Below are 20,373 nucleotides of genomic sequence, written 5' to 3' on the forward strand. Positions count from 1 at the left end.
AGCTCAGTAACTCAATTCGCTTGACGTGTTCTTGCTTCCCAAGGTCGCGTCAAGCTTGCTGGGTTTCCTCGGTGCCCGGTCTTGTTGTTCCAGGACAGTCAAGGGGGCAGCCACCGTCGTAGCCGCAACCTTGCCGACGGTGCCGACCGTTCCGGCGACAACCGCAGTGATGCCCTGACCGAGCGATACGTTGGAATCGGTCAGTGTTTGACCGGTGACCAGGCGCTGGCCAATAAGCTGCACGACCTCCGGGCTCTCCGCGAACTTGCCGTGGTTGAGACGATCCCCGCTCTTGACCTTGGTCAGGTCGATCACATTGATGCCGGCCGTTTCGAGTTGGGTGCGGTAGGGCTCCTCGGCGGGATTGATCGCCCCAAGCCGCTGCACATCACCCGAAATGAAGCGAGAGGCGGCGAGCGCCTTGTCATCCTGCGAGACGAAGATCGTGAATTGCGGGCGTTTGTCGCCCATCTCGGTGAACTGACGTGCGAACACGTCGACATCGATGTCGGGTGAGGCGAGGATCACATTGTCGATCTTCGGGTTCACCTTGCCGTCGCGGATCGCCATCTGCCGCAAGGATTCCATTGCGAGCCACGTGCCCATGGAGTGGGCCATGACTGTGATATCCTTGACGTCGGGGTCTTTGGCGAGTGTCCGCAGCGTCTGTTCGAAAGCGACCCGCGAGTAGTTGGTGCTTTCCTTATCATAATTGTAGTCGAACACACTGGCTCGTGATGGCCAGGTGAAGAGGATCGGCGCAACTTTCGCGCCGGAATCGTGGACGATCTGCGCGAAGCGGAACACCGAATCCTCGTAGCGGTTGTTGAAGCCATGGACGAAGACCAGTGCGTGTCCGCCCTGTGCGTGCTGCCGGAACCAGGCCCGGCCCTCCGCGACGGAATTCAACTGCTTCACGCCCGCAACGGCAAACTCGGTTTCTGGATTGGGGGGCAATCTCTTTGGCCACTGGACGCTGCCGGCCTTGCGCTTGCTGTCGGGCGGGATCGACACAGTGATATCGGTCAAATAGGGGCGGGGGCTGCGTTCGCCGGTGAACAAGGTCGCCGGGTCATCGGATGGCACCCGGCTCGTTACGACGAGCATATCGACGGTTGATCCCCCTGTCGCGCTCGTAAGCATCACCGGCGCCATGACGCCTTTGGCATGTCCGGCGCAACCAGCTAATGCCAGTGCAACTACCAAGAGGGCAGCGTGGAGGTGAGAACGGTCGATGATTACAGTGTGACGCTTCATGTTAACGCTTTCGACAAGGCAGACAATTTCAACCGAACCATAGAGGACGCATATGACAGCACGTCACTCCCGTTGCGCGAGTATGGTATGAAAGTGCATGGTTTGGCACGGTTTTTTTCCCCCGATCGTTTTAACGCGAAGACGAACGAGCAGATCATGCTTCGATGAGCCGGTTGCGAATGGCATATCGAACGAGTGCAGCAGTTGATTTTGCATCGAGTTTGCGCATGGCAGCCGATCGGTGGCTCTCGACGGTCTTTTCGCTGAGACCAAGGATTGCCGCCGACTCCTTGTTGCTATGCCCCTCGGCGATCAGCTTGACGACGGCAGTTTCCCGTGCCGTGAGAACGCTCGGCGCACCGCCGGCCTTGGCGAGATAGGACGAAACCAAGATGTCCGAGACGGTCTTCGTGAAGAATGGCTGGTGGAATTCCAACGCCTCCACGGCCTGGACCAGGTATTGTGTCGCGTCGGATTTCAGCAGATATCCCTGGACACCCGCCTCGAGAATATTACGCAGCAACGCCTCATTGTCATGCTGCGTGAAGATCAGAACTTCGGTCTTGGGGCTATTGAGCCGAATCTGCCGGGCGGCTTCGACGCCGTTGATGTAGGGCAGGGCATAGTCTAGGATTGCGATTTCCGGTTGCGTGAGGCGTGCCTGCTCGACGGCATCGCGCCCATCGGCAGCTTCACCAACGATCTCCCAGCGTTCCCGCTTCGACAGGATCGCCTTGACGCCTTGACGGACGATCTCGTGGTCATCCGCAATCAGAATTCGTGTCATCGTCACCCCTGCTTGTGGCCCGGCTTCGAACACCTCATGACAGGCAGAGTGTTGGTAGCCGCACCGTTCACTCCTACACTGGAAAGCCGCTTCCGGCAAAAATTAACAGTTACGTACTTCCGGTATCCTTCCCGATGAACGCTAATGGCCGCAGTGAATCAACGGGGAGGACGGCTGATGGCGCAACCATCGTTCAAGAACCGGCGTTTGCAGGTCGGACATGACTCTGGCAACACCGTGAAACGTCGCCGGGCACGGATGTTTGGCCGCCTGACGGCCTTGATGGTTCTCGCATCTTTCGGGCAAGCAGGGGCAGCATTTGCCGCCGATCTTGTCGTCGCGATGCCGAACTGGCCATCGGGTCAGGTAACGGCAAACATCATCAAATCAGCTCTGCAAAAGGATCTCAGCCTTGATGTGGAGGTCCGCGAGATGGGCACGATGACTGCCTTTGCCGGACTCGCTTCCGGGCAAGTCGACATCCATCCGGAAGTCTGGCTGCCGAACCTCAATTCATTGGTTGATAAATATGCGGGCAAGGATGGCCCGGTTCAGCTCGCCGACACGGGCGTGTCTGCCTGGCAAGGGATCTGCGCGACCCAACAGACTGTCGACAAAACCGGCATTCGTGCTGTCGCTGATCTCCTCGACCCGAAGAAGACCGCTGCCTTCGACACAGATGGCGATGGCCAGGGCGAGATGTGGATCGGCGCGGAGACTTGGTCATCGACGGCTATCGAGCGGATTCGCGCCAACAGCTACGGCTATGCCAAGACCATGCGCCTGCTTGAAATGCCCGAAGAGATGGGCATGGCAGCGGTTGATGCTGCCGAGGCGACCGACAAGCCAATCATATTTGCCTGCTACAGTCCGCATGTTGTCTTCAAGCTGCATAACATCGTTAAACTCGACGAACCTGCCTATGATGCATCCAAGTGGCATGTTGTGCTTCCAGCGGACGATCCGATGTGGCTGTCCAAATCGAGCGCGCCCGTCGCCTGGGACCGGGCGCATTTCCACATCGCCTATGCAAAGACCTTGGCTACCCGGAAGCCCGAAGTCACCAAATTCCTTGAAAGCATTGACTTTACCCCGGATGAGATCACCGAGATGAGTTATGCTGTCGAAGTCGAGCGAAGGTCACCTGCCGACTATGCAGCGTCGTGGGTGGAGAAGAACAGCGACCGCGTCGGCAAGTGGTTGAAGGGGAGAGGTCAATGAAACCGGAACCAAAATTCCCTTGCAGCAGAAAGCTGACGGTTGGACTTGTGCTGTCCGGATTTCTTGCTGCTTCCGTGGCCGGCATAGGTTGGGCTCAGGTCCCGAAGACGCAGATCTACGATACCAAGACACGGCAGTGGGTCGCCTACGACAGCAAGAAGGCCCGCAAATATTATGCCGCCAATGGTCAAGTGCCGGAGGCGTTCCGCCGGCAGGTTGTGCCGTTTCGCACAGCCGAGAAGCCCGGTACGATCATCATCGATGGCAACCAGCATTTCCTTTATCTGGTGAAGGGTGGAGGACAGGCCGTGCGTTACGGCATCGGGGTCGGCCGTGAAGGGTTCGGCTGGGCAGGCATTGTGCGTGTGGGCCGCGTTGCCGAATGGCCGACCTGGACACCTCCAGCCGAAATGGTAGCGCGTGATCCGAACGCCGTGAAATTTGCCGGCGGTATGCCAGGCGGGCCTGATAACCCGCTCGGCGCGCGTGCGCTGTATCTCTACGAGGGCGATCAGGACACGATCTACCGCATACATGGCACGCCCGAACCATGGTCGATCGGCCTGAATGTGTCGTCGGGCTGCATCAGGATGAACAATGAAGACATTGTCGACCTCCATTCGCAGATAGAGGTCGGAGCGAAGGTGATCGTGCTCATGCAGGGCGCGTCACTTTACAAAGGTGTTTGAGTAGCAAAGTCAGGGGGAAAACGATGCTTTGCAAATCAGGTCGAGGACATTTGAAAAATATCAACTTGATTGTCGTTGCGGGTGGTATATTGGCGCTCGCGGGATGTGTGTCGGACAACAGTCCTACGCCCGAAAACATGGCAAGAAACACGGCGCAGACGGCGCCTGCCGACCTGCAGTTGGCATGTTCAAGCGCGGCAGCGACCAAATTTGGTGCAGACCACGCGTCGGCGCTTCCGGTGAGCTCAAGCGCCGTCGATGGCGGTAAGTACCAGATCATCCTTGAAGCCAAGGGCCAGCGATCGAGCTGCCTGATCGATCAGGCGGGAACGGTCCTGTCGCTGGAGAAGGCTTGAGGCCCAAACGCACCGACTACAAGAAATTATCCGGTAGCCGCACGTCGCTGGAACGTGGAATTTGAGGAGAGCCGCTATGTCATTGCACCAAAAAACGATTGCCGTCGTCGCTTCGGCAGCGCTGCTGATATGCGGGCCGGGTATGCAAGCATGGACGCAAACGCAGCCTGCGCCCGCTGCAACGGCGCCGGCTGCACCGGCAACGACGGAGCCGGCAACACCGGCGCCGGCACTGCTGACTGCGGCAGAGCTACAAACGCTGACCGCGCGCATCGCGCTTTATCCCGACGACCTTGTGGCGCTCGTGCTCTCGGCCGCGCTCAACCCTCTGCAGATCGTCCAGGCGGCACGGTTCCTGGATCAGGCAAAAGCCAAGCCTGATGCGAAGCCCGATCCATCATGGGACGGAAGCGTCATATCGCTTCTCAACTATCCAACAGTTCTGACGATGATGAACGACGATCTCGACTGGACGGAACAGCTGGGCGAAGCGGTCGTCAATCAGCAAAAGGACGTGCTTGTTGCGATACAGGAACTACGCGACAAGGCAGTGGACAATGGTTCCATCAAGTCGGATGACAAGGTTGTCGTAGAGACAAACGTCGACAACAACGTCGTCATTCGTCCGGCCAAGAAGGAAGTGACATACGTTCCGACCTATGACCCTGTCATCCTGACCAGCCCGACCTACGTAGCGACGGCACCGATCGTGTATGGCGATCCCTATCCTTCGTATTATTACCCCTACGCGCCTTATTGGTCGGGTTTTATCACCGGAGCGGTCTTTGGCGCTGCCATCGACTGGGATAACTGGCACTCATGGGGAGGTGAGGACGTCGATATTGATATCGGTGAAATCAATCGTAACGATTTCCACTTTGACAAGAACAATATCAACAACCTCAATTTCGATAGCAGCAGGTTCAATTTCGACCGGGATTCGGTCGCGAACAATATTCGCGAGAACAGGGGAAACCGGCTCGATCTGAGGAGCGATGGCCAGCTCGGCAACCTTGGCGGGCTCGCAGGCGCCGGGCTTGCAGGTGCCGGGCTCGCAGGCGCTGGCGCCGCCGCATCGAGAATCCGGAGCAGCGATGTACGCCGCGATGTGCAGAACCAGCTGGGACAAAGGGACGGCGGCAATCGTCCTGGCCAGGGTGCAAATCGTCCGGGCAATCGCGATATCGGGCAAGGAGCAGGAGCGGGCAACCGCAACATCGGACAAGGCGCAGGGGCCAACCGCCCAAATCGGGATAGACCCAATGCCGGTCGTCCCGATCGCCCGCGGCAAAAGCCAGCAGGCCGCGTCGATAACCGTGCGAGGCAGCCAAGTGCCATCGGCAATTATGGTTCCGGACGGGATGCCCGCGCCTCGTCACAGCGCGGCAATGCCAGCCTGGGCGGCGGCGGAGGTCGTGCCAGAGTCCAGGGTGGTGGCGGTGCCAGGGTCCAGGGCGGTGGCGCGCGCGCCAGGGGCGGTGGCGGCCCCAGGGTGCAGCGCGGAGGAGGCGGCAGAGGCGGCGGAGGCCGGGGTGGCGGAGGCCGAGGCGGCCGTCGCTGACCAGTCAATAGCCATCACCAATTCCTTGTGAAAGGATTACGAAAATGTATCGCTCAACTCTGAAAACACTTCTCGCCTCCGCATTCCTCTCGATCGCGGCGTCTTCTCCCTTGCTTGCGGCGGAGCCTTCGCTTGAACGTTTCGTTGGCGCAGAGTCCGAAACATTCAAGGAACCGGGAGAGGCTCTGGAGGCTTTGAAGAAGGATCTCGGCGCCAAGGATGTCGACGCTCTGGCCAAGGTCCTTGGTCTCAACGCCGAAGCGGCGAAGAAGTCTGAAGACTTCGACGAACGGCTGAGCGACCTTCAGAAGGCCTCCGGGGAGCGCGCCGAACTGAGAGACAGGGAAGATGGCAGCAAGGAAGTCATTCTCGGTAGTCTAGCCTGGCCATTTCCATTTCCCCTGGTCAAGGACGATGCCGGCTGGCAGTTCGACACGCAAAAAGGGCTTGAGGAGATTCTGGCACGGCGGATTGGCGAGAATGAAAACGAGGCAATACGGACATGCCGTAACTACATCCTCGCCCAAACTGCCTATGCACAGGACGATCACGATGGCGATGGCGTCCTCGAATTCGCTCAGAAAACTGTCAGCGACGAAGGAAAGCAGGACGGGCTCTACTGGAAATCGGCCGGCGGTGAGGAAAGCCCTGCGGGCAGTTTCGGAGACGACGCCAAGATCGAAGCCAGCGCGGCGTCAGACCGCGGGTATTTCGGTTATCGCTACCGGATACTCAGGGCCCAGGGCAGCAACATTGCCGGTGGCAAATATGGCTTTGTCATCAATGGCAACATGATCGCCGGACATGCGTTGATTGCCTGGCCCGCAATATATGGCGAGACCGGCATCAAGACATTCGTCGTAAGTCATCATGGGACTATTTACGAAAAGGACCTTGGACCGGCTACCGACAAGGCGGTGAAAGAGATAAGGTCGTTCAATCCGGATCAAACATGGGATCCGGTTGACGATTGATCGCGACGTTCAAAAGGGGAACAGCGATGAAACTTTCCATGGCGTTGGCATCGGCGCTGGCTGCTGGTCTTCTGATCACCAGCCCTGTCCGGGCCGCCGATATCACTTCGCCGATGGCGCCGGAACTGAAACAGACCGAGGGGGAGGGATGGACCTTCGCGGTAAGTCCATATTTCTGGGCGGCGGGCATGTCAGGCGATACGGGCCTGTTCGGTTTGCCGACCGTGCACCTGGACATGGATTTCAGCGACATCCTGAACGAGCTTGATTTCGCCGCCATGGCAATTGGCGAAGCCCGCTACGACCGTTACAGCATTTTCACCGATATCATGTATACCAAGATATCCAGCGGCTCCGGTACGCCGAGGGGCATCATCGCCGACCACGTCGGTGTCACATCCGAGACGTTTGCCGGCCTTGTGGGTGCAGGGTATTCGGTGCTGCAGGATGACCGGGGCAACCTCGACCTGGTCGCCGGCGCCAGGGTTTGGCACGCAAGTACGGAGATTTCGTTCAGCGGCGGCATTCTCGATGGTGTGAGCCGTGAAGACAGCGCGACCTGGGTCGATGGCCTGGCTGGCGTCCGGGCCAAATATTCGATCACAGACAAGGTGTATTTCACCGGCTGGGGACTCGTCGGCGCAGGTGGTGCGGATCTCGACTGGGACGTTGCCGGTGGGATCGGCTATGAGTTCAATGACAGGTTTTCTGCTGTCGCAGGCTACCGTGCGCTTGGTGTCGACTACAGCAGTGACGGTTTCGTCATGGACGTCGTCCAGCAGGGACCGATTTTCGGCGTCGTCATGCATTTCTGACGCGCCGATTCAATTGGTGCCCGGCTAAACGACTTGAAGGCGAGACGGCGTGTCCTCACATGTCGCACTTGTGATAGGTGATGAACATGTTGTCACCAAACGGATCGAACCGTTGGAGCGTCTTGCTGTCAACAATCTTGAAGGTCACCGTCTGGCCGTACTCGATCATCGAATCGACACATGTCAGGTTTGCCGTAAGCCGATCTTTCTGCTTACGGACAGTTCCTGTTGTACACGCGGCATTGGGCGACACGATCCGGCTCCCGTTGACCAGCAATCCTGTCGATGTCGATGCCGTGCGGTCTTTGAACTCGACCTTCTTGCCCGTCTTCTTGAACGTGTCCGAGCATTCAGTACCGTCCATTGTCCATGCGCCTTGCAGTTCCTTGATGGATGCTGCTGTGGCGCCCGTGGTCATGCAAAAGCCGAGCACCGCGCCAGCTAAGATGATTTTGCCGAGTTTGCTATTCATTACCAAGCTCCGAGATGGTTCTACGGTTGCAAGGATACGCGATCGTTCCGGTTCCGGAAATGGAACCATCACAAATATACGGCTACGATACAGTAAATGCGCGGGCTATTTTTAGAACTGTGGAGGGCGTCATTGGGGAAATTGGCTCAGCATTTCTTGGGCGTCACGATGGAACCGCAGATTATCACGATGGATTATTGTAAGAATGGTCTGAGTGTATCCGACTCGGATGTGCGGTATCGTCTTCGTGTTAATGCGTCCATTGCCATACGGTGAGCATGAATCCTGCCAAGATCCCGGATGAGATCCTACAGAATCTCCTGTCATTGCAGGCCGATAGTCTTGTCCTGCCCGCGGCGTATGACGAGCACGATATTCTGCGTTATGCGAACAAGAGTTTTCGTTCCGCATACCATCTCGAGCCTGATGAGCAGCTGAGCTGGGGCGCCATCATGCGCAGAAATTACGAGGCAGGTCTTGGGACCGTTCTGACGACCGATAATTTCGATGACTGGCTGGTTTCCACGCAATCACGCCGTGGGAAAGTGGCTTTCCGGGCTTTCGAAACCGACCTTGTCGATGGCCGTTGGTTATGGATGACGGAAACCGTGCAGCCGAATGGATGGATGCTGTGCATTGCCAGCGACATCACGCAGCTGCGCCCGGATGATCGCCGGCTGCGGCAAGATCGGGATCTGGCGTTGCGCGCGTCACAGACCGACGAACTCACAGGCGTGGCGAACCGCCGCTTCATCATGGCGAGACTTGAAGCACTGGTCAGCCGACATCTGACGCCAGACGGCGTAAGCGGTTGTGTCGCCGTTCTCGACATCGATCATTTCAAGGCGATCAACGACCGGTATGGCCATCAGTCCGGAGATGAAGTGCTGCTCGATTTTGCCAGGCACGCCCATTCGTTCGTGCGCCGTCTCGACTGCTTCGGCAGGATTGGCGGCGAGGAGTTCATGTTCATTTTGCCGGATACTACACTTGGCGATGGGGTCCAATTTCTGGAACGTGTGCTCGACAGAATAAGGTCAGCGCGACCATTGAGGGCATGTCCGGAATTCTCCTACACCTGCTCTGCGGGCATCACGGCCTTGCGACCGGGCGATACGCCCCATGAGGCCTTCGCGCGAGCGGACAGAGGCCTGTATCAGGCCAAGCTCGAAGGGCGAAACCGTGTCAGCGTGACCTAGTGGAGTGATAGGACTATCGCTCGCTGGGAGGTCCGAAAATGGCGGCTGTCGCCCACGCCCGCTCAAGCCGGTCGAGGGTTGCGAATGCCACTTCGATATTACGGATGTTCTCCGGATCGCCGGCAACAAGTCGATGATATTTCGCCGCAACCTCAGTCAGGTCATCGCACAGCTGACGGGCCTTTTCAGACAGGCGGATGCGGGCTGTTCTCCTGTCACGCGCCAGAGGAATACGTTCGATATATCCGCATTCGCCAAGCTGCTTGAGATAATAGGAAAGATTGGTACCGCCATAGGGGCCGCGATCCATCAGCTGACCGACAGAGAGCTCGTCATGGCCGATTGTCAGCAACAGCATCGCGTGGGCGGGGCCAATCTCCTGAACGCCGCGCCGGGTCATTTCCGCCTGAAGAAATGAAGCAAATCGCCGGTTGGCGCGTTCCAGGGTCCTGGCCAGCTCGAAATGCGTGATAACCGTCGTATGTGTGGCTCGACCACCGGACTTTACGCTCAAGGCATTTGTGTCGCTTGATGGCAGTGTCGCGGTCTCCGACTCGACAATGTTTTGCAGCAATTTCGATATCATCAAATGCTCCTGGAATTAGGTTGTTCACCCTGCCGCAATACACTTCGCAAGTGCGAATGGAAATTTTACGCACTGCACAATACGATATTTCTCGTGTAAGTTGAAGGCCCTATTTAAGTCGAAAGGCTTAGTTGAAGTCTATCCATTCCTCTGCAAGGCTTGAACAGGGAGGAACAAAACTGGTGGCGAACTGGCTGGAGGTTCTGCGCGAGAAGAACGAACTGGCTGTGATGTTGGGAAAAAAGATTCCCCAGATGCTCACGCATGAGCCATTGACGCTCGGCCAGGCGACGGAACTGTACAAGCTCCTCGAGGGACACGCCCGGGGAATGGAAGAAATCCTCGAAAAGATGGAACAGGACGACCTGCCCGAGTCCTATTACCAGGTCGCCGAAGATCTCGACAACATATTCAACAATCTAGCGGCGGCTGCGGCGGAAAAACTCAGCGAAATCCGGGACAGCGCCTAGAGCTTCAAAGGCTCCAGTTGGCCGACCGGCTCGAATCCCTTGCATGAAACAGTATTCGATGCTGGACTGCCAAGGCGAAGGCGCCCTCCGCGGCGGCCAGGCTGAAGTATTGCAGGAAAAATGATGAAACACGCGGATATGAAGTCAGCCGCACTTCCCTCGGGCGAGTCGGTTCCTGTGCTTGGCCAGGGTACCTGGTACATGGGGGAGGACAGACGGCAGTTTCATCAGGAGACGGACGCTTTGCGGCTTGGCCTCGATCTCGGCATGACCCTGATCGACACGGCGGAGATGTACGCCAATGGCCGGGCTGAGGAAGTGGTTGCCGAGGCGATCAGCGGGCGGCGTGACGAGGCGTTCCTTGTCAGCAAGGTCCTGCCGTCGAATGCGTCGCACAAGGGCACGATGCTCGCCTGTGAGCGCAGCCTCAAGCGCATGAAGTGCGAGACGATCGATCTTTATCTTCTGCATTGGCGCGGTGGATATTCTTTGGCCGAAACGATTGCCGGTTTCGAGGATCTGGTAAGGGCCGGAAAAATCCGGCATTGGGGGGTCAGCAATTTCGATACTGACGACCTCGACGCGCTGGAGGCGTTCAATGGCGGCAAGGCTGTTGCAACCAATCAGGTCCTCTACAATCTTGCACGGCGCGGCACGGAATATGACCTCCTGCCATGGTGCCGGACACGCCGCATTCCGGTCATGGCCTATTCGCCGATCGAACAGGGACGGGTGCTGGGGCATCCAGCGCTTGCGCAAGTTGCCCAGGAATGCGGAACCTCACCGGCAGCTGTGGCTCTCGCGTTCGTGCTGATGCATGACGGCGTCATCGCCATTCCAAAATCGAGCACGCCTGCGCACATCAGGGATAATCGCAGCGCCGTCGATCTACGGCTGACACCCGAACAGCTGGCCGTTCTCGATAAGGCCTTTCCGGCGCCGCAGCGAAAACGGCCGCTAGAGATGTTATGACCCGCCTTTAACCCGCATCGGGCGTCGCAGTGTTGTGAAACCTCACTCTCCTGCAACGTCGAGCGAAGTTTCACAAAATCGATATGGCCAATGATTTTTCTGGCGAGCAGGTCAGCTCGCCAGCAGCCGCTGTGCAGGCTTGCGGTGTGAGAGGTTTGGACCAAGAGCCTGACGTGCCCCCTCGAAGGCATTCCAGTCAGAAACGTCCGGCAGGGCGGGGATCGTTACCAGTTCACCCTGATCGAGACCTGCCAAGGCGGCATCCACCATATCCTCGGCGGACATTACGATGGCTTCGGGAAGCTGGCTAACTGGCCGACCTGCAATCTCCCAGAACTCCGTGCTGGTTGCGCCGGGGAGAACCACCTGTATGCGGACACCTTCGCTGGCCAGTTCGTGATGCAGGGACTGGCTGAAGGCAAGAACGAAAGCCTTCGTACCGCCGTAGACGCCGTTGAGCCTTTCGGGCGCGATGGCGACGATCGAGGCGATATTGATGATCGTTCCGGTACCACGCTCGACGAACTTAGGTGCCACCGCTTCGGTAAGCCGGGTAAGTGCAACAACGTTCAGTGCGATCATCGCATCCATCTTGTCGGGGTCAGACTGAAGGAGCGGTGCTGTCGCGCCAACGCCTGCATTGTTGACGAGCATGGTTATGCTGGCATCTGTACGCAGGATTTCCGCAACGCGCGCAATCCCCTCATCGGCACCGAGATCGGCGGGAACAACCTCCACCGTCCGGCCGGTTTCAGTGGTCAAACGTGTGGCAAGGCTGTCGAGCCGATCGCGGTTGCGGGCGACGAGGATAAGATCATAGCCGCGACGTGCAAGCCGGTCGGCATAGATCGCACCGATGCCGGACGATGCGCCAGTGATGAGGGCTGTGCCCTTGGATGAAGTACTGATCATTTTCCTGTTCCGTAAGTTAATATTGACTGCCGGAACTTACAGGCATAGTGTCTTGGCATAAATGTCATATTTGCCACTCTTTAGGACATATGTATTCGCGATGCAGAACATTGGCATTATCCTTTTTCCCGGGTTTCAGTTGCTCGACCTCGCTGCGGCTACGGTGTTTGAGTTCGCCAACGTGACTGTTGGCGATCCGGTTTATGAGGTCAGCCTGTTGTCGGAGGAAGGTGGTCCTGTCGCCTGCTCCGCGGGGTTTTCTGTTGGTACAGTTCCGTTCAATGATGCGCCCTTTGATACGGTGCTGGTCGTGGGCAATAATCATGCAGAGCCGGTATCTCCCCGCCTCCTCGACTTCCTGCGCGAGGTCGCGCTGCGATCGCGTCGTATCGGATCGATCTGTACAGGCGCTTTCTTCCTAGCCGAGGCGGGGTTGCTGGATGGGCGCCGCGCCACCACGCACTGGTTCCACGCCCGCGATTTCCAGCGCGCCTATCCACAGGTAAAGGTGGAGGAAGACCGCATCTTCATCATAGACGGGCCGGTATGGACCTCTGCAGGCATGACATCCTGCATCGATATGGCTCTGGCACTGGTCGAGAAGGACCTGGGGGCCGAGCTGGCGAAGTCTGTTGCCAAGAAGCTTGTGGTGTATCACCGCCGTGCGGGCGGACAATCGCAATATTCGGCCCTATTGGAGCTCAATCCGAAGTCGGATCGTATCCAGTCCACGCTGGCATACGCCAAGGAGAACCTGCACAAGGAGTTGTCGGTCGAACAATTGGCTGAAGTTGCGCATCTCAGCCCGCGGCAATTCAGCCGGGCGTTCCATGCGGAGACCGGGCAATCGCCTGCCAAGGCTGTCGAAAACTTGCGTGTCGAAGCGGCGCGGCTGATGATCGAGTCTGGCCGGATACCGATTGATTCCATCGCCCGGGATGTTGGTTTCGGTGATCGCGAGCGGATGCGCCGCGCGTTCCTGCGCGCATTCGGGCAGCCGCCGCGGTTCATGCAAAGGCTTGCGCAGTCCGAGACGGTGGCGGGATAGATCAGACTACCGTTTCACCGCCATCGACCACAAGCGCTTGGCCTGTGATATAGGACGAGCGATCCGACACCAGAAACAGGATGGATTCGGCGATTTCATCGACGCTGGCCCAACGGCCAAGCGGGACTTGCTGGCGGACATAGGTTTCGATCGCCGCGCGGCCGCCCATCTGGCCGATGAAGGGTTCGTTAAAGGGCGTATCGACCCAACCAGGGCAAAGGGCGTTCACACGAATGCCAAATTTCGCGTAATCACCCGCCATCTGCCGCGTCATCGCAATAACGGCGTGCTTGGTCGTGGTGTAGGCGATCATCTCGCGGTCGTAGAGCACGCCGGATGATGATGAGGTGTTGAGAATGACGCCGCGACCGGCCGCTTTCATCACCGGCATGACAAGCCGGGCAGCGATGAAATGGGCACGGACGTTGAGGCTCCAGGATTTGTCGAATCCGTCCACTGGAACCTGTTCAAGGTCACCCGCAACTTGCGCGCCAGCATGGTTGTGGAGAATGTCGATACGTCGATGCTGGGCAACGACTGAGGCAATCCCAGCCTCGAGTGCCTGGTCGTCGGTAACATCGACGATCAACGTTTCGGCTCTGCCGCCCGCTTTTGCAATGATTTCGACGGTGGCCCCTGCGCCTTCGGTGTTTCGATCGGCGACCACCACATGGGCGCCTTCGCGCGCCAGAATTGCGGCGCCGGCCTGACCTATACCCGAACCCGCTCCGGTGACGATAGCAACGCGATCTCTGAGGATCATGGTGTTTCCTGCATCAGTTTGTTGGTTTCTTCTCACGCATGAGTATGCGCGCAATCAGGATCATCATCAGCGAGGCGACGAGAACCAGTGTGGCGATGGCGTTGATTTCAGGTGTGACCCCCCGGCGGATGGAAGCAAAAACATAGATTGGCAAGGTCGTCTTTGAACCGGCAACGAAGAAGGCGATGATGAAATCATCGAACGAGAACGTGAAGGCGAGCAGGAAACCGGCCAGAATTGACGGGAGTATCTGCGGAAGCACGACCAGGCGGAATGTGGTCAGCGGCGTTGCATAGAGGTCACTCGAGGCCTCGACGATATCTCGGCCAAGGCTGGCGATGCGAGCCTTAACGATCATCGTCACCAATGCCATCGAAAACAGGCCGTGTGCTGCAACAATCGACCCGTAACCCAGGCCAAGCTGCGGTGGATTTCCGCCGGGCCATATGGATGCGAGGACCGGGTTCAGGAAGGAGAACACCTCTACAAGTGCGACGAGCGTGGCGATGCCAATGACGACGCCGGGCACCACGATGGCGGCTGCAAGCAGACCATCGAGAACAGCGCGGGCGCCAGGACGCAGGCGTTCCATGCCAAGCGCGGCCATGGTGCCGAAAATGGCAGCGAGCGCCGCGCTGGTAAGGGCGATGATCAGGCTGTTCTGCAGGGCTGCGACAAGGAACGTGTTGTCTAGCGCCTTGCCGTACCACATGGTCGAAAATCCGGTGAACTCGCTCGCACTGCGCCCCGCATTGAACGAGAACAGCACGACAAGTGCGATAGGCGCATAGAGGAACAGGTAGACGGCTGAGATGAAGGCGCGCATCAGACGAGGTCCACTTGTTTGGTTCCGGCGATCCTCCAGGCGATGCGCATGGCGATCAAGAGCACCAACACCACGACAACCACGAGTGTAACAGCAATCGCCGAACCAAACGGCCAGTTACGCGATTGCAGGAAGAGATCGACCAGTGCATTGCCGATGAAGAAAACCTTGCCGCCACCCAGTAATTGGGGGATCAGGTATTCACCAAGCAAAAGAATGGTGACAAGCGCCAGACCGGTCATGACACCCGGCAGTGAGAGCGGCAGCGTCACACTGAAAAAGGTCGAGACCGGTTTTGCGCCGAGATCGGCAGATGCTTCGAGGAGACGACGATCGAGCTTTTCGAGGCTGACATAGATCGGCATGATCATCAGCGGCAGATATCCATACACAATGCCCAAAAGCACAGCGCCCGGCGTATTGAGAATGCGGACATCCTCAATACCGATCATTCCTAGAAGATTGGGAATACCGCGCGATCCAAGCAGATACATCCACGCGTAGGTTCGGACCAGAAGGCTCGTCCAGAACGGTACGACGACCAGAGAGACAAGGATCAACCGGTAGCGCGGGCTAGCCTTGACGGCCAGATAGTAGGCCACTGGATAGGCGATGATCAGGCAGAGAAAGGAGCCGACAGGCGCGAGGATGAGAGTGTTCCAGTAGGCTGCAGCGCGAGATGGAAGGTTGGCGAATTGGGCGAACGTGAAGGCCGCCTGATAGCCGCCTTCGGGCGCGCGCTCGCCAACCGAAAAGACCAGTATGGCGATGAATGGCAGCACAAGGAAAATGAACAGCCATGCCAAAGCCGGCGCGACAAGCGCCGCCGTCACGATCCCTCGTTTTGTATTGGTTGCCAATGCCATTGAGCGCCTCTTTGGTCAGCTGGGTCCTGCCTTCCCTTTCGGGCAAGCAAAAAGGGAAGGCAGGAATGTTGTGTCAGGCTGACTTGAAACGTGCCATGACTTCGGCGCGCGCCGGATCCGTGAGCGTGACTGCAGCCCCGAATTCCAGCGGCGTCAGCTCGGCATCCGGCGGATAGACGATGGTGTTGGAAGTTACTTCCTTTGGCAGGAGCGAAAGCACGCGGCTATCCGTTGTCGGCGCACCATTGGCGATGTGCTCCTTCACGGCATTGGCCGGATCCATCAGATAATTCAGCAGGGCATATCCGGCTGGCTTGTTGGCGGCGCTTTTCGGGATGGCATAAAAGTCGGACCAGATCTCGCCGCCGTCCTTGCCAAGCACGAACTTGATCTCCGGAATGTCACGGTTGAGCTGTGCACCATCATTGGTCCAGCACATGGTCATCCAGGCATCGCCGGCCCGCATGGCGGGCTGGTAGTCACTGTTGATGGCGTAGAGGTGCGGCTTGACCTTCACGAGCAGTTCTTCGGCCTTGGCAAGCTCTTCGGGCTTGATCGAATTGAAGGAGTAGCCGAGCGAGACGAGTGCGTTGCCAATCGTAGTCAGCTGATAGTCATGCACCATGACGCGCGTATCGCCTTCTCCCTGGGCGATCTCGAAGAAATCCTTCCAGCTGGTGACCGGAGACTTGATCTTTGTCGAGTTGACGGCGATGCCTGTCGTGCCCCAATTCTTGGGTACCGCGTAGGTCGTGCCATCGATGACGCCTTCGGCGGTAAATCGGGCAGTTTCCGTTGCCGCGCTGTAATTCGGCAGTTTTGCCATGTCCAGCGCGTCGATCAGCCCAAGCTTGGTATAGGTCGAGATCGTGTAATTTGTCGGAACGAACAGGTCCCAGCCCGTACCGCCTGCTTGCAGTTTTGCCAGCATTTCCTCGTTCGAGCCGAAGACATTGACCTCGACCGCGACCCCAGTAGCTGCCGTAAAGGCTTCAAACGTCGCAGGATCATGATAGTTCGGCCATGTCGCGATCGACATTTGTTTGCCGAGGTCCTCTGCGAAGGCGGGCGTCGCGAGCAGGCCGCTCTCGCGCGCGAACACGGCCGTCGCCAGGCCAAGGCCAGTGACACCAAGGAAATGACGGCGCGTGACCGAGCCGCGCTTAAGGCGCATCAGTTCATCCATGAACTGTTCGGCGGAAATGGGGGCATTCTCTTTGTATGACTTGGACATGAAGATGTTCCCTTTGTTTTTGTGTGTTCAGGCCGGAAAGATATGCACAGCGCCGGGGTCGAAATTCAGCACGACCCTTTCGCTCGGTTCGACGAGTTCACCGTCGGAAAGGTCACGCCTGTCGGCGGTGACCAGGAAATCGCCGAGCCCATCGACGGCGACGGAATATTCGGCGGATGATCCGAGGAAGATACGGTGCGTGACGACACCCGAAAGCTTGCCGGTAGCCGAGCCATTCTGCCGGTGCAAGGTGATAGCTTCCGGGCGCAGTGCAAGCGTGGCCGAGCCGGATCGGAGGTCGCCTTTACCGGGTATGAGCAGTTTGCTGCCGTCGGCGAGGCGGACTGTTGACCCGTCTCCTTCGACTGTCGCTGCGATACGATTGGTCTTGCCGACAAAATCGGCCACGAAAAGATCGGATGGATGATCATAGACCTCCCGTGGCGCCGCCAGCTGAACAATCCGGCCCGCATTCATCACACAGACGAGGTCGCTCATCGACAAGGCCTCCTCCTGATCGTGCGTTACCAGCACGAAAGTGATGCCAAGCTCCCGCTGCAAGGTCTGCAATTCGATCTGCATGGCGGTTCGCAATTTCTTGTCGAGCGCGGCGAGCGGCTCGTCGAGAAGCAGGACGGAAGGCTTGTTGACGAGAGCACGCGCCAGGGCAACACGCTGTTGCTGGCCGCCGGACATTTCGTGGATGCGCCGTTTGCCGAACCCGCCCAGGCGGACCATCTCCAGTGCATCGTTGGCGCGGCGGGATATTTCGGTGGCATTGATTCGCGGGCGCGCCTGCCTCAGACCGTAGGAGACGTTCTGCTCGACGTCGAAATGAGGAAAAAGCGCGTATTGCTGGAACACCATGTTCACTGGCCGACGATAGGCGGGAACACCGTTCATCGGTTGGCCATTGATCAAGACGTCGCCGGACGTGGGCTGTTCAAAGCCGCCAATCATCCTGAGGCAAGTGGTTTTGCCGCACCCTGAGGGACCAAGCAACGCAACGAAGGCTCCCTTGGGTACCTGAAGATTAATGTCGGATACCGCGGTCACGGCGCCATAGGATTTGCTGACCGACCGGAATTCGATGTCGTTCGTGGAGGCGGATGTCACGTTAGTCCCCTGCGGCTTGAGTTGGTAGGGGCAGTCTTCGCTGCCTTGTTGCCACCGTCATTGATCACAAACTAGTCAACAAGCCATATCGCGGTATATACCCCGAAAGAGGTATTTTAACCGGATGGCATCAATGTAAGGTGTATGCTCCGGCGTGGGAAAGCATTGGACGGGAGGGGCGAATGAGCGTTGACGTTGAGGCGCTGTTCGATGCGTTCCGCCAGTTCATCGGCAGATCATCGATGGCGCCGCAGGAATTCGGGGAACTTTTCCATCAATCGATGCGCGCGATGGTCAAGTTCGACTATATCGTCGTGTTTGCCTATCGCGGCAATGAGCGGCCGATCGATATCTACAGCACGTTCGACGTGGACGAGCACGTGATCTTCGTCAGCATGTATCAGGCGGGGCCCTATTTGCTGGATCCCTTCTACCACACGGCACGGGCACCCAAGCCCGGTGTCTGGCGTATGCGCGAACTGGCGCCCGACCGGTTCTTTTCGAGCGAATATTACCGGACTTATTATGTTCAGACCGGCCTTGCGGAGGAGGTCGGCTTTTTCGTTCCAGTCGAAGCCGGTATTACAATCGTATTGTCGCTGATGCGGCGAGGAGAGACGGGATATTTCCCGGCGCAGGAGCTTGCGCTGCTCCGCAAGGCCGACCCGTTGGTCGCGACGTTGGTCCGGCAATATTGCTCCGGTTTGGGCCATCTGTTTGATGCGGCGGTCGCAAAGCAGGGCAGAGGACGGCGAAAGGTCCAGTTGAATGCTGCCGACACGGTTTGGCGCGACCTCAATCTTACGGACCGCGAGGCAGCGATCATCGAGCTTGTTTTGCAAGGCCATTCATCCGAGTCGATCGGACTGAGGCTCAATATCACGACCGGGACAGTCAAAGTCCATCGACGCAACGTCTATCGCAAACTTGGCATTTCCTCGCAGACACAACTCCTGTCGATTTACCTCAAGAAACTCAACGAGCACTGACCTCCGATTCTGTCGAGTGCAATCAGCGTCGATTCGAGCAGGACCTGGGCGCCCAGCACCGAATGTTCAGGTTCGACATACTCAGCCTCATTGTGGCTGAGGCCATCCCGGCACGGCACGAAAATCATTGCGGCATCCGCGACGCGCGCCAGAAACAGCGCGTCGTGAAATGCGCCCGACAACATTGGTTTGTGGGCAATTCCGAGACGGGCCACCGCCTGTTCCACGGCATCCAGCAGGTTCGGTGAGAACTGCGCTGGGGGCATGTCGAACGTGCGCCGGACGGTTGCTTGGCAACCAAGACCCGATGCCTTCTCTTCGCAGATTGCCCGCACCCGGCTTTCCAGCCTGTCCAGTTCCAGAACACTCGGATGGCGAAGATCGACACTGAATGCGACCTTGCCGGGAATGGCGTTGATCGAAGCGGGCTCGACCGAGATGCGACCGACGGTCAGGCGCGCCTGTTCGTCATTGGGCATGATTGAGCCATAGAGCGATTGAAGCGCCTCGGTCGCCGCGACAAGCGGATCGCGGCGGAATGCCAGCTGCGTGGTTCCTGCATGCGCCGTTTGCCCGGTAATGACAACCTCGAGCCAGCGGGTTCCCTGAATGCCATGAACGATACCGATCGGTATGTTCTCTCGCTCGAGCGCAGGGCCCTGTTCGATGTGCAATTCAAGATAACCCGAAATCGGCGTGCCAAGCGCACGATGATGTGCACCAGGTGACGCGGCAAGCGTGGAGGCGAGTTCATGCTGCAGAAGCGCGCCATCGGCAGCTTGCCTCCCATACCATTCTTCCGGAATTGCACCGGAAGCGAAAGCCATTGATCCCATGGCGCCTGGGGCAAACCGGCTGCCTTCCTCATTGGTCCAGGCGACGACTTCCACTGCTATAGGCGTGCGAATATCTGCATCGTCCAGGGATTCCAGCACCTCGAAGGCGGCAAGTGTGCCGAGCGCGCCGTCAAAACGCCCGCCCATCGGCTGGCTGTCGAGATGGCTGCCGATGAGGAATGGCGGCTGGTCGGGCGAATGTCCCTCCCTGCGAATGAACAGATTGGCCATGGCGTCCTGGAACACGGCAAAGCCGCGATCAGCGGCCAGGCCCGCCAGTTCAGCACGGGCTAGTCTGTCTTCTGGGGAAAGAGCCTGGCGGTTGACGCCGCCGGCCGGAGTGCCGCCAATCGTGGCAAACCGTTCCAGCCTGCCAAGCAGGCGCTCGCCATTGATCTTGATGCCCGTTTTCATGGATTTGCTG

General features: G+C 58.2%; 22 protein-coding genes. 11 read left to right on the forward strand and 11 right to left on the reverse strand.

The genetic code is table 11. From position 1 onward, the window contains the following. Nucleotides 1-3: 3 nt before the first annotated feature. Together CU102_RS09460 and CU102_RS09465 are read right to left on the reverse strand one after the other, a co-directional pair. Nucleotides 4-1,257 (reverse strand): alpha/beta hydrolase, encoded by a 1,254-nt coding sequence (locus CU102_RS09460; RefSeq protein ID WP_106710857.1) that lies wholly within the window; start codon nucleotides 1,255-1,257, stop codon nucleotides 4-6. A gap of 154 nt (nucleotides 1,258-1,411) precedes the next feature. After that, on the reverse strand, nucleotides 1,412-2,044 hold the full coding sequence (locus tag CU102_RS09465) for a response regulator (RefSeq protein WP_106710858.1): 633 nt from the start codon (nucleotides 2,042-2,044) through the stop codon (nucleotides 1,412-1,414). A 177-nt stretch (nucleotides 2,045-2,221) separates the two neighbouring features. Here CU102_RS09465 and CU102_RS09470 point away from each other — a divergent pair, with 177 nt between their 5' ends. The 6 genes from CU102_RS09470 (at nucleotide 2,222) to CU102_RS09495 (ending at nucleotide 7,660) form a co-directional block, all read left to right on the forward strand. Continuing rightward, on the forward strand, nucleotides 2,222-3,265 hold the full coding sequence (locus tag CU102_RS09470; protein ID WP_342588748.1) for an ABC transporter substrate-binding protein: 1,044 nt from the start codon (nucleotides 2,222-2,224) through the stop codon (nucleotides 3,263-3,265). Next, complete coding sequence (locus CU102_RS09475; RefSeq protein ID WP_106710859.1) at nucleotides 3,262-3,954, forward strand: L,D-transpeptidase; 693 nt, start codon at nucleotides 3,262-3,264, stop codon at nucleotides 3,952-3,954. Before CU102_RS09470 ends, CU102_RS09475 begins: the two co-directional genes overlap by 4 nt. A gap of 50 nt (nucleotides 3,955-4,004) precedes the next feature. Beyond that, the gene (locus CU102_RS09480; RefSeq protein WP_106710860.1) at nucleotides 4,005-4,310 is read left to right on the forward strand and encodes a hypothetical protein; all 306 of its coding nucleotides are present in this window, start codon (nucleotides 4,005-4,007) and stop codon (nucleotides 4,308-4,310) included. 76 nt (nucleotides 4,311-4,386) lie between these two features. Further along, on the forward strand, nucleotides 4,387-5,871 hold the full coding sequence (locus CU102_RS30805) for a DUF3300 domain-containing protein (protein ID WP_106710861.1): 1,485 nt from the start codon (nucleotides 4,387-4,389) through the stop codon (nucleotides 5,869-5,871). A gap of 44 nt (nucleotides 5,872-5,915) precedes the next feature. After that, nucleotides 5,916-6,845: a DUF2950 family protein gene (locus tag CU102_RS09490; RefSeq protein WP_106710862.1), complete on the forward strand. Its 930-nt coding sequence runs from the start codon at nucleotides 5,916-5,918 to the stop codon at nucleotides 6,843-6,845. A 26-nt stretch (nucleotides 6,846-6,871) separates the two neighbouring features. Beyond that, the gene (locus CU102_RS09495) at nucleotides 6,872-7,660 is read left to right on the forward strand and encodes a DUF481 domain-containing protein (protein ID WP_106710863.1); all 789 of its coding nucleotides are present in this window, start codon (nucleotides 6,872-6,874) and stop codon (nucleotides 7,658-7,660) included. A gap of 55 nt (nucleotides 7,661-7,715) precedes the next feature. On the opposite strand, the gene CU102_RS09500 is transcribed toward CU102_RS09495, so the two are convergent. Next, nucleotides 7,716-8,132 (reverse strand): hypothetical protein, encoded by a 417-nt coding sequence (locus CU102_RS09500; RefSeq protein ID WP_106710864.1) that lies wholly within the window; start codon nucleotides 8,130-8,132, stop codon nucleotides 7,716-7,718. A 278-nt stretch (nucleotides 8,133-8,410) separates the two neighbouring features. Between CU102_RS09500 and CU102_RS09510 the strand changes: the two genes are divergently transcribed. Then, nucleotides 8,411-9,331: a GGDEF domain-containing protein gene (locus CU102_RS09510; RefSeq protein WP_106710866.1), complete on the forward strand. Its 921-nt coding sequence runs from the start codon at nucleotides 8,411-8,413 to the stop codon at nucleotides 9,329-9,331. A 13-nt stretch (nucleotides 9,332-9,344) separates the two neighbouring features. On the opposite strand, the gene CU102_RS09515 is transcribed toward CU102_RS09510, so the two are convergent. Then, entirely contained in the window at nucleotides 9,345-9,917 is a 573-nt protein-coding gene (locus CU102_RS09515) for a MarR family transcriptional regulator (RefSeq protein WP_106710867.1), read from the reverse strand. Between the two features lie 182 nt (nucleotides 9,918-10,099). On the opposite strand from CU102_RS09515, the gene CU102_RS09520 reads away from it, so the two are divergent. Both CU102_RS09520 and CU102_RS09525 read left to right on the forward strand, forming a co-directional pair. Then, nucleotides 10,100-10,387: a hypothetical protein gene (locus CU102_RS09520; RefSeq protein WP_106710868.1), complete on the forward strand. Its 288-nt coding sequence runs from the start codon at nucleotides 10,100-10,102 to the stop codon at nucleotides 10,385-10,387. 123 nt (nucleotides 10,388-10,510) lie between these two features. Next, nucleotides 10,511-11,359, forward strand: a complete 849-nt coding sequence (locus CU102_RS09525) for an aldo/keto reductase (RefSeq protein WP_208113848.1) — start codon at nucleotides 10,511-10,513, stop codon at nucleotides 11,357-11,359. 111 nt (nucleotides 11,360-11,470) lie between these two features. On the opposite strand, the gene CU102_RS09530 is transcribed toward CU102_RS09525, so the two are convergent. Next, entirely contained in the window at nucleotides 11,471-12,268 is a 798-nt protein-coding gene (locus CU102_RS09530; RefSeq protein ID WP_208113849.1) for an SDR family NAD(P)-dependent oxidoreductase, read from the reverse strand. Nucleotides 12,269-12,371: 103 nt separating this feature from the next. Between CU102_RS09530 and CU102_RS09535 the strand changes: the two genes are divergently transcribed. Further along, nucleotides 12,372-13,319, forward strand: a complete 948-nt coding sequence (locus CU102_RS09535; RefSeq protein WP_106710870.1) for a GlxA family transcriptional regulator — start codon at nucleotides 12,372-12,374, stop codon at nucleotides 13,317-13,319. Between the two features lies 1 nt (nucleotide 13,320). Here the strand turns inward: CU102_RS09535 and CU102_RS09540 are convergent, their stop codons facing one another. From CU102_RS09540 to CU102_RS09560, 5 genes are all read right to left on the reverse strand, one after another. Further along, nucleotides 13,321-14,082, reverse strand: a complete 762-nt coding sequence (locus CU102_RS09540) for an SDR family NAD(P)-dependent oxidoreductase (protein WP_106710871.1) — start codon at nucleotides 14,080-14,082, stop codon at nucleotides 13,321-13,323. A gap of 13 nt (nucleotides 14,083-14,095) precedes the next feature. Then, nucleotides 14,096-14,908 carry an ABC transporter permease gene (locus CU102_RS09545; protein WP_106710872.1) on the reverse strand — a complete coding sequence of 271 codons (813 nt, stop codon included), beginning with the start codon at nucleotides 14,906-14,908 and terminating at the stop codon, nucleotides 14,096-14,098. Next, nucleotides 14,908-15,774: an ABC transporter permease gene (locus tag CU102_RS09550; RefSeq protein WP_106710873.1), complete on the reverse strand. Its 867-nt coding sequence runs from the start codon at nucleotides 15,772-15,774 to the stop codon at nucleotides 14,908-14,910. Before CU102_RS09550 ends, CU102_RS09545 begins: the two co-directional genes overlap by 1 nt. 73 nt (nucleotides 15,775-15,847) lie before the next feature. Continuing rightward, the gene (locus tag CU102_RS09555) at nucleotides 15,848-17,008 is read right to left on the reverse strand and encodes a polyamine ABC transporter substrate-binding protein (protein WP_106710874.1); all 1,161 of its coding nucleotides are present in this window, start codon (nucleotides 17,006-17,008) and stop codon (nucleotides 15,848-15,850) included. Nucleotides 17,009-17,035: 27 nt separating this feature from the next. Next, entirely contained in the window at nucleotides 17,036-18,124 is a 1,089-nt protein-coding gene (locus tag CU102_RS09560) for an ABC transporter ATP-binding protein (RefSeq protein ID WP_106710875.1), read from the reverse strand. A gap of 242 nt (nucleotides 18,125-18,366) precedes the next feature. On the opposite strand from CU102_RS09560, the gene CU102_RS09565 reads away from it, so the two are divergent. Beyond that, complete coding sequence (locus CU102_RS09565; protein WP_425351539.1) at nucleotides 18,367-19,113, forward strand: response regulator transcription factor; 747 nt, start codon at nucleotides 18,367-18,369, stop codon at nucleotides 19,111-19,113. Here the strand turns inward: CU102_RS09565 and CU102_RS09570 are convergent. Next, nucleotides 19,086-20,363, reverse strand: coding sequence for a Zn-dependent hydrolase (locus tag CU102_RS09570; RefSeq protein ID WP_106710877.1), 1,278 nt, complete (start codon nucleotides 20,361-20,363; stop codon nucleotides 19,086-19,088). The two genes, CU102_RS09565 and CU102_RS09570, sit on opposite strands and share 28 nt — an antisense overlap. Nucleotides 20,364-20,373: the final 10 nt, after the last annotated feature.

This window comes from Phyllobacterium brassicacearum (assembly GCF_003010955.1).
Classification (GTDB): domain Bacteria; phylum Pseudomonadota; class Alphaproteobacteria; order Rhizobiales; family Rhizobiaceae; genus Phyllobacterium; species Phyllobacterium brassicacearum.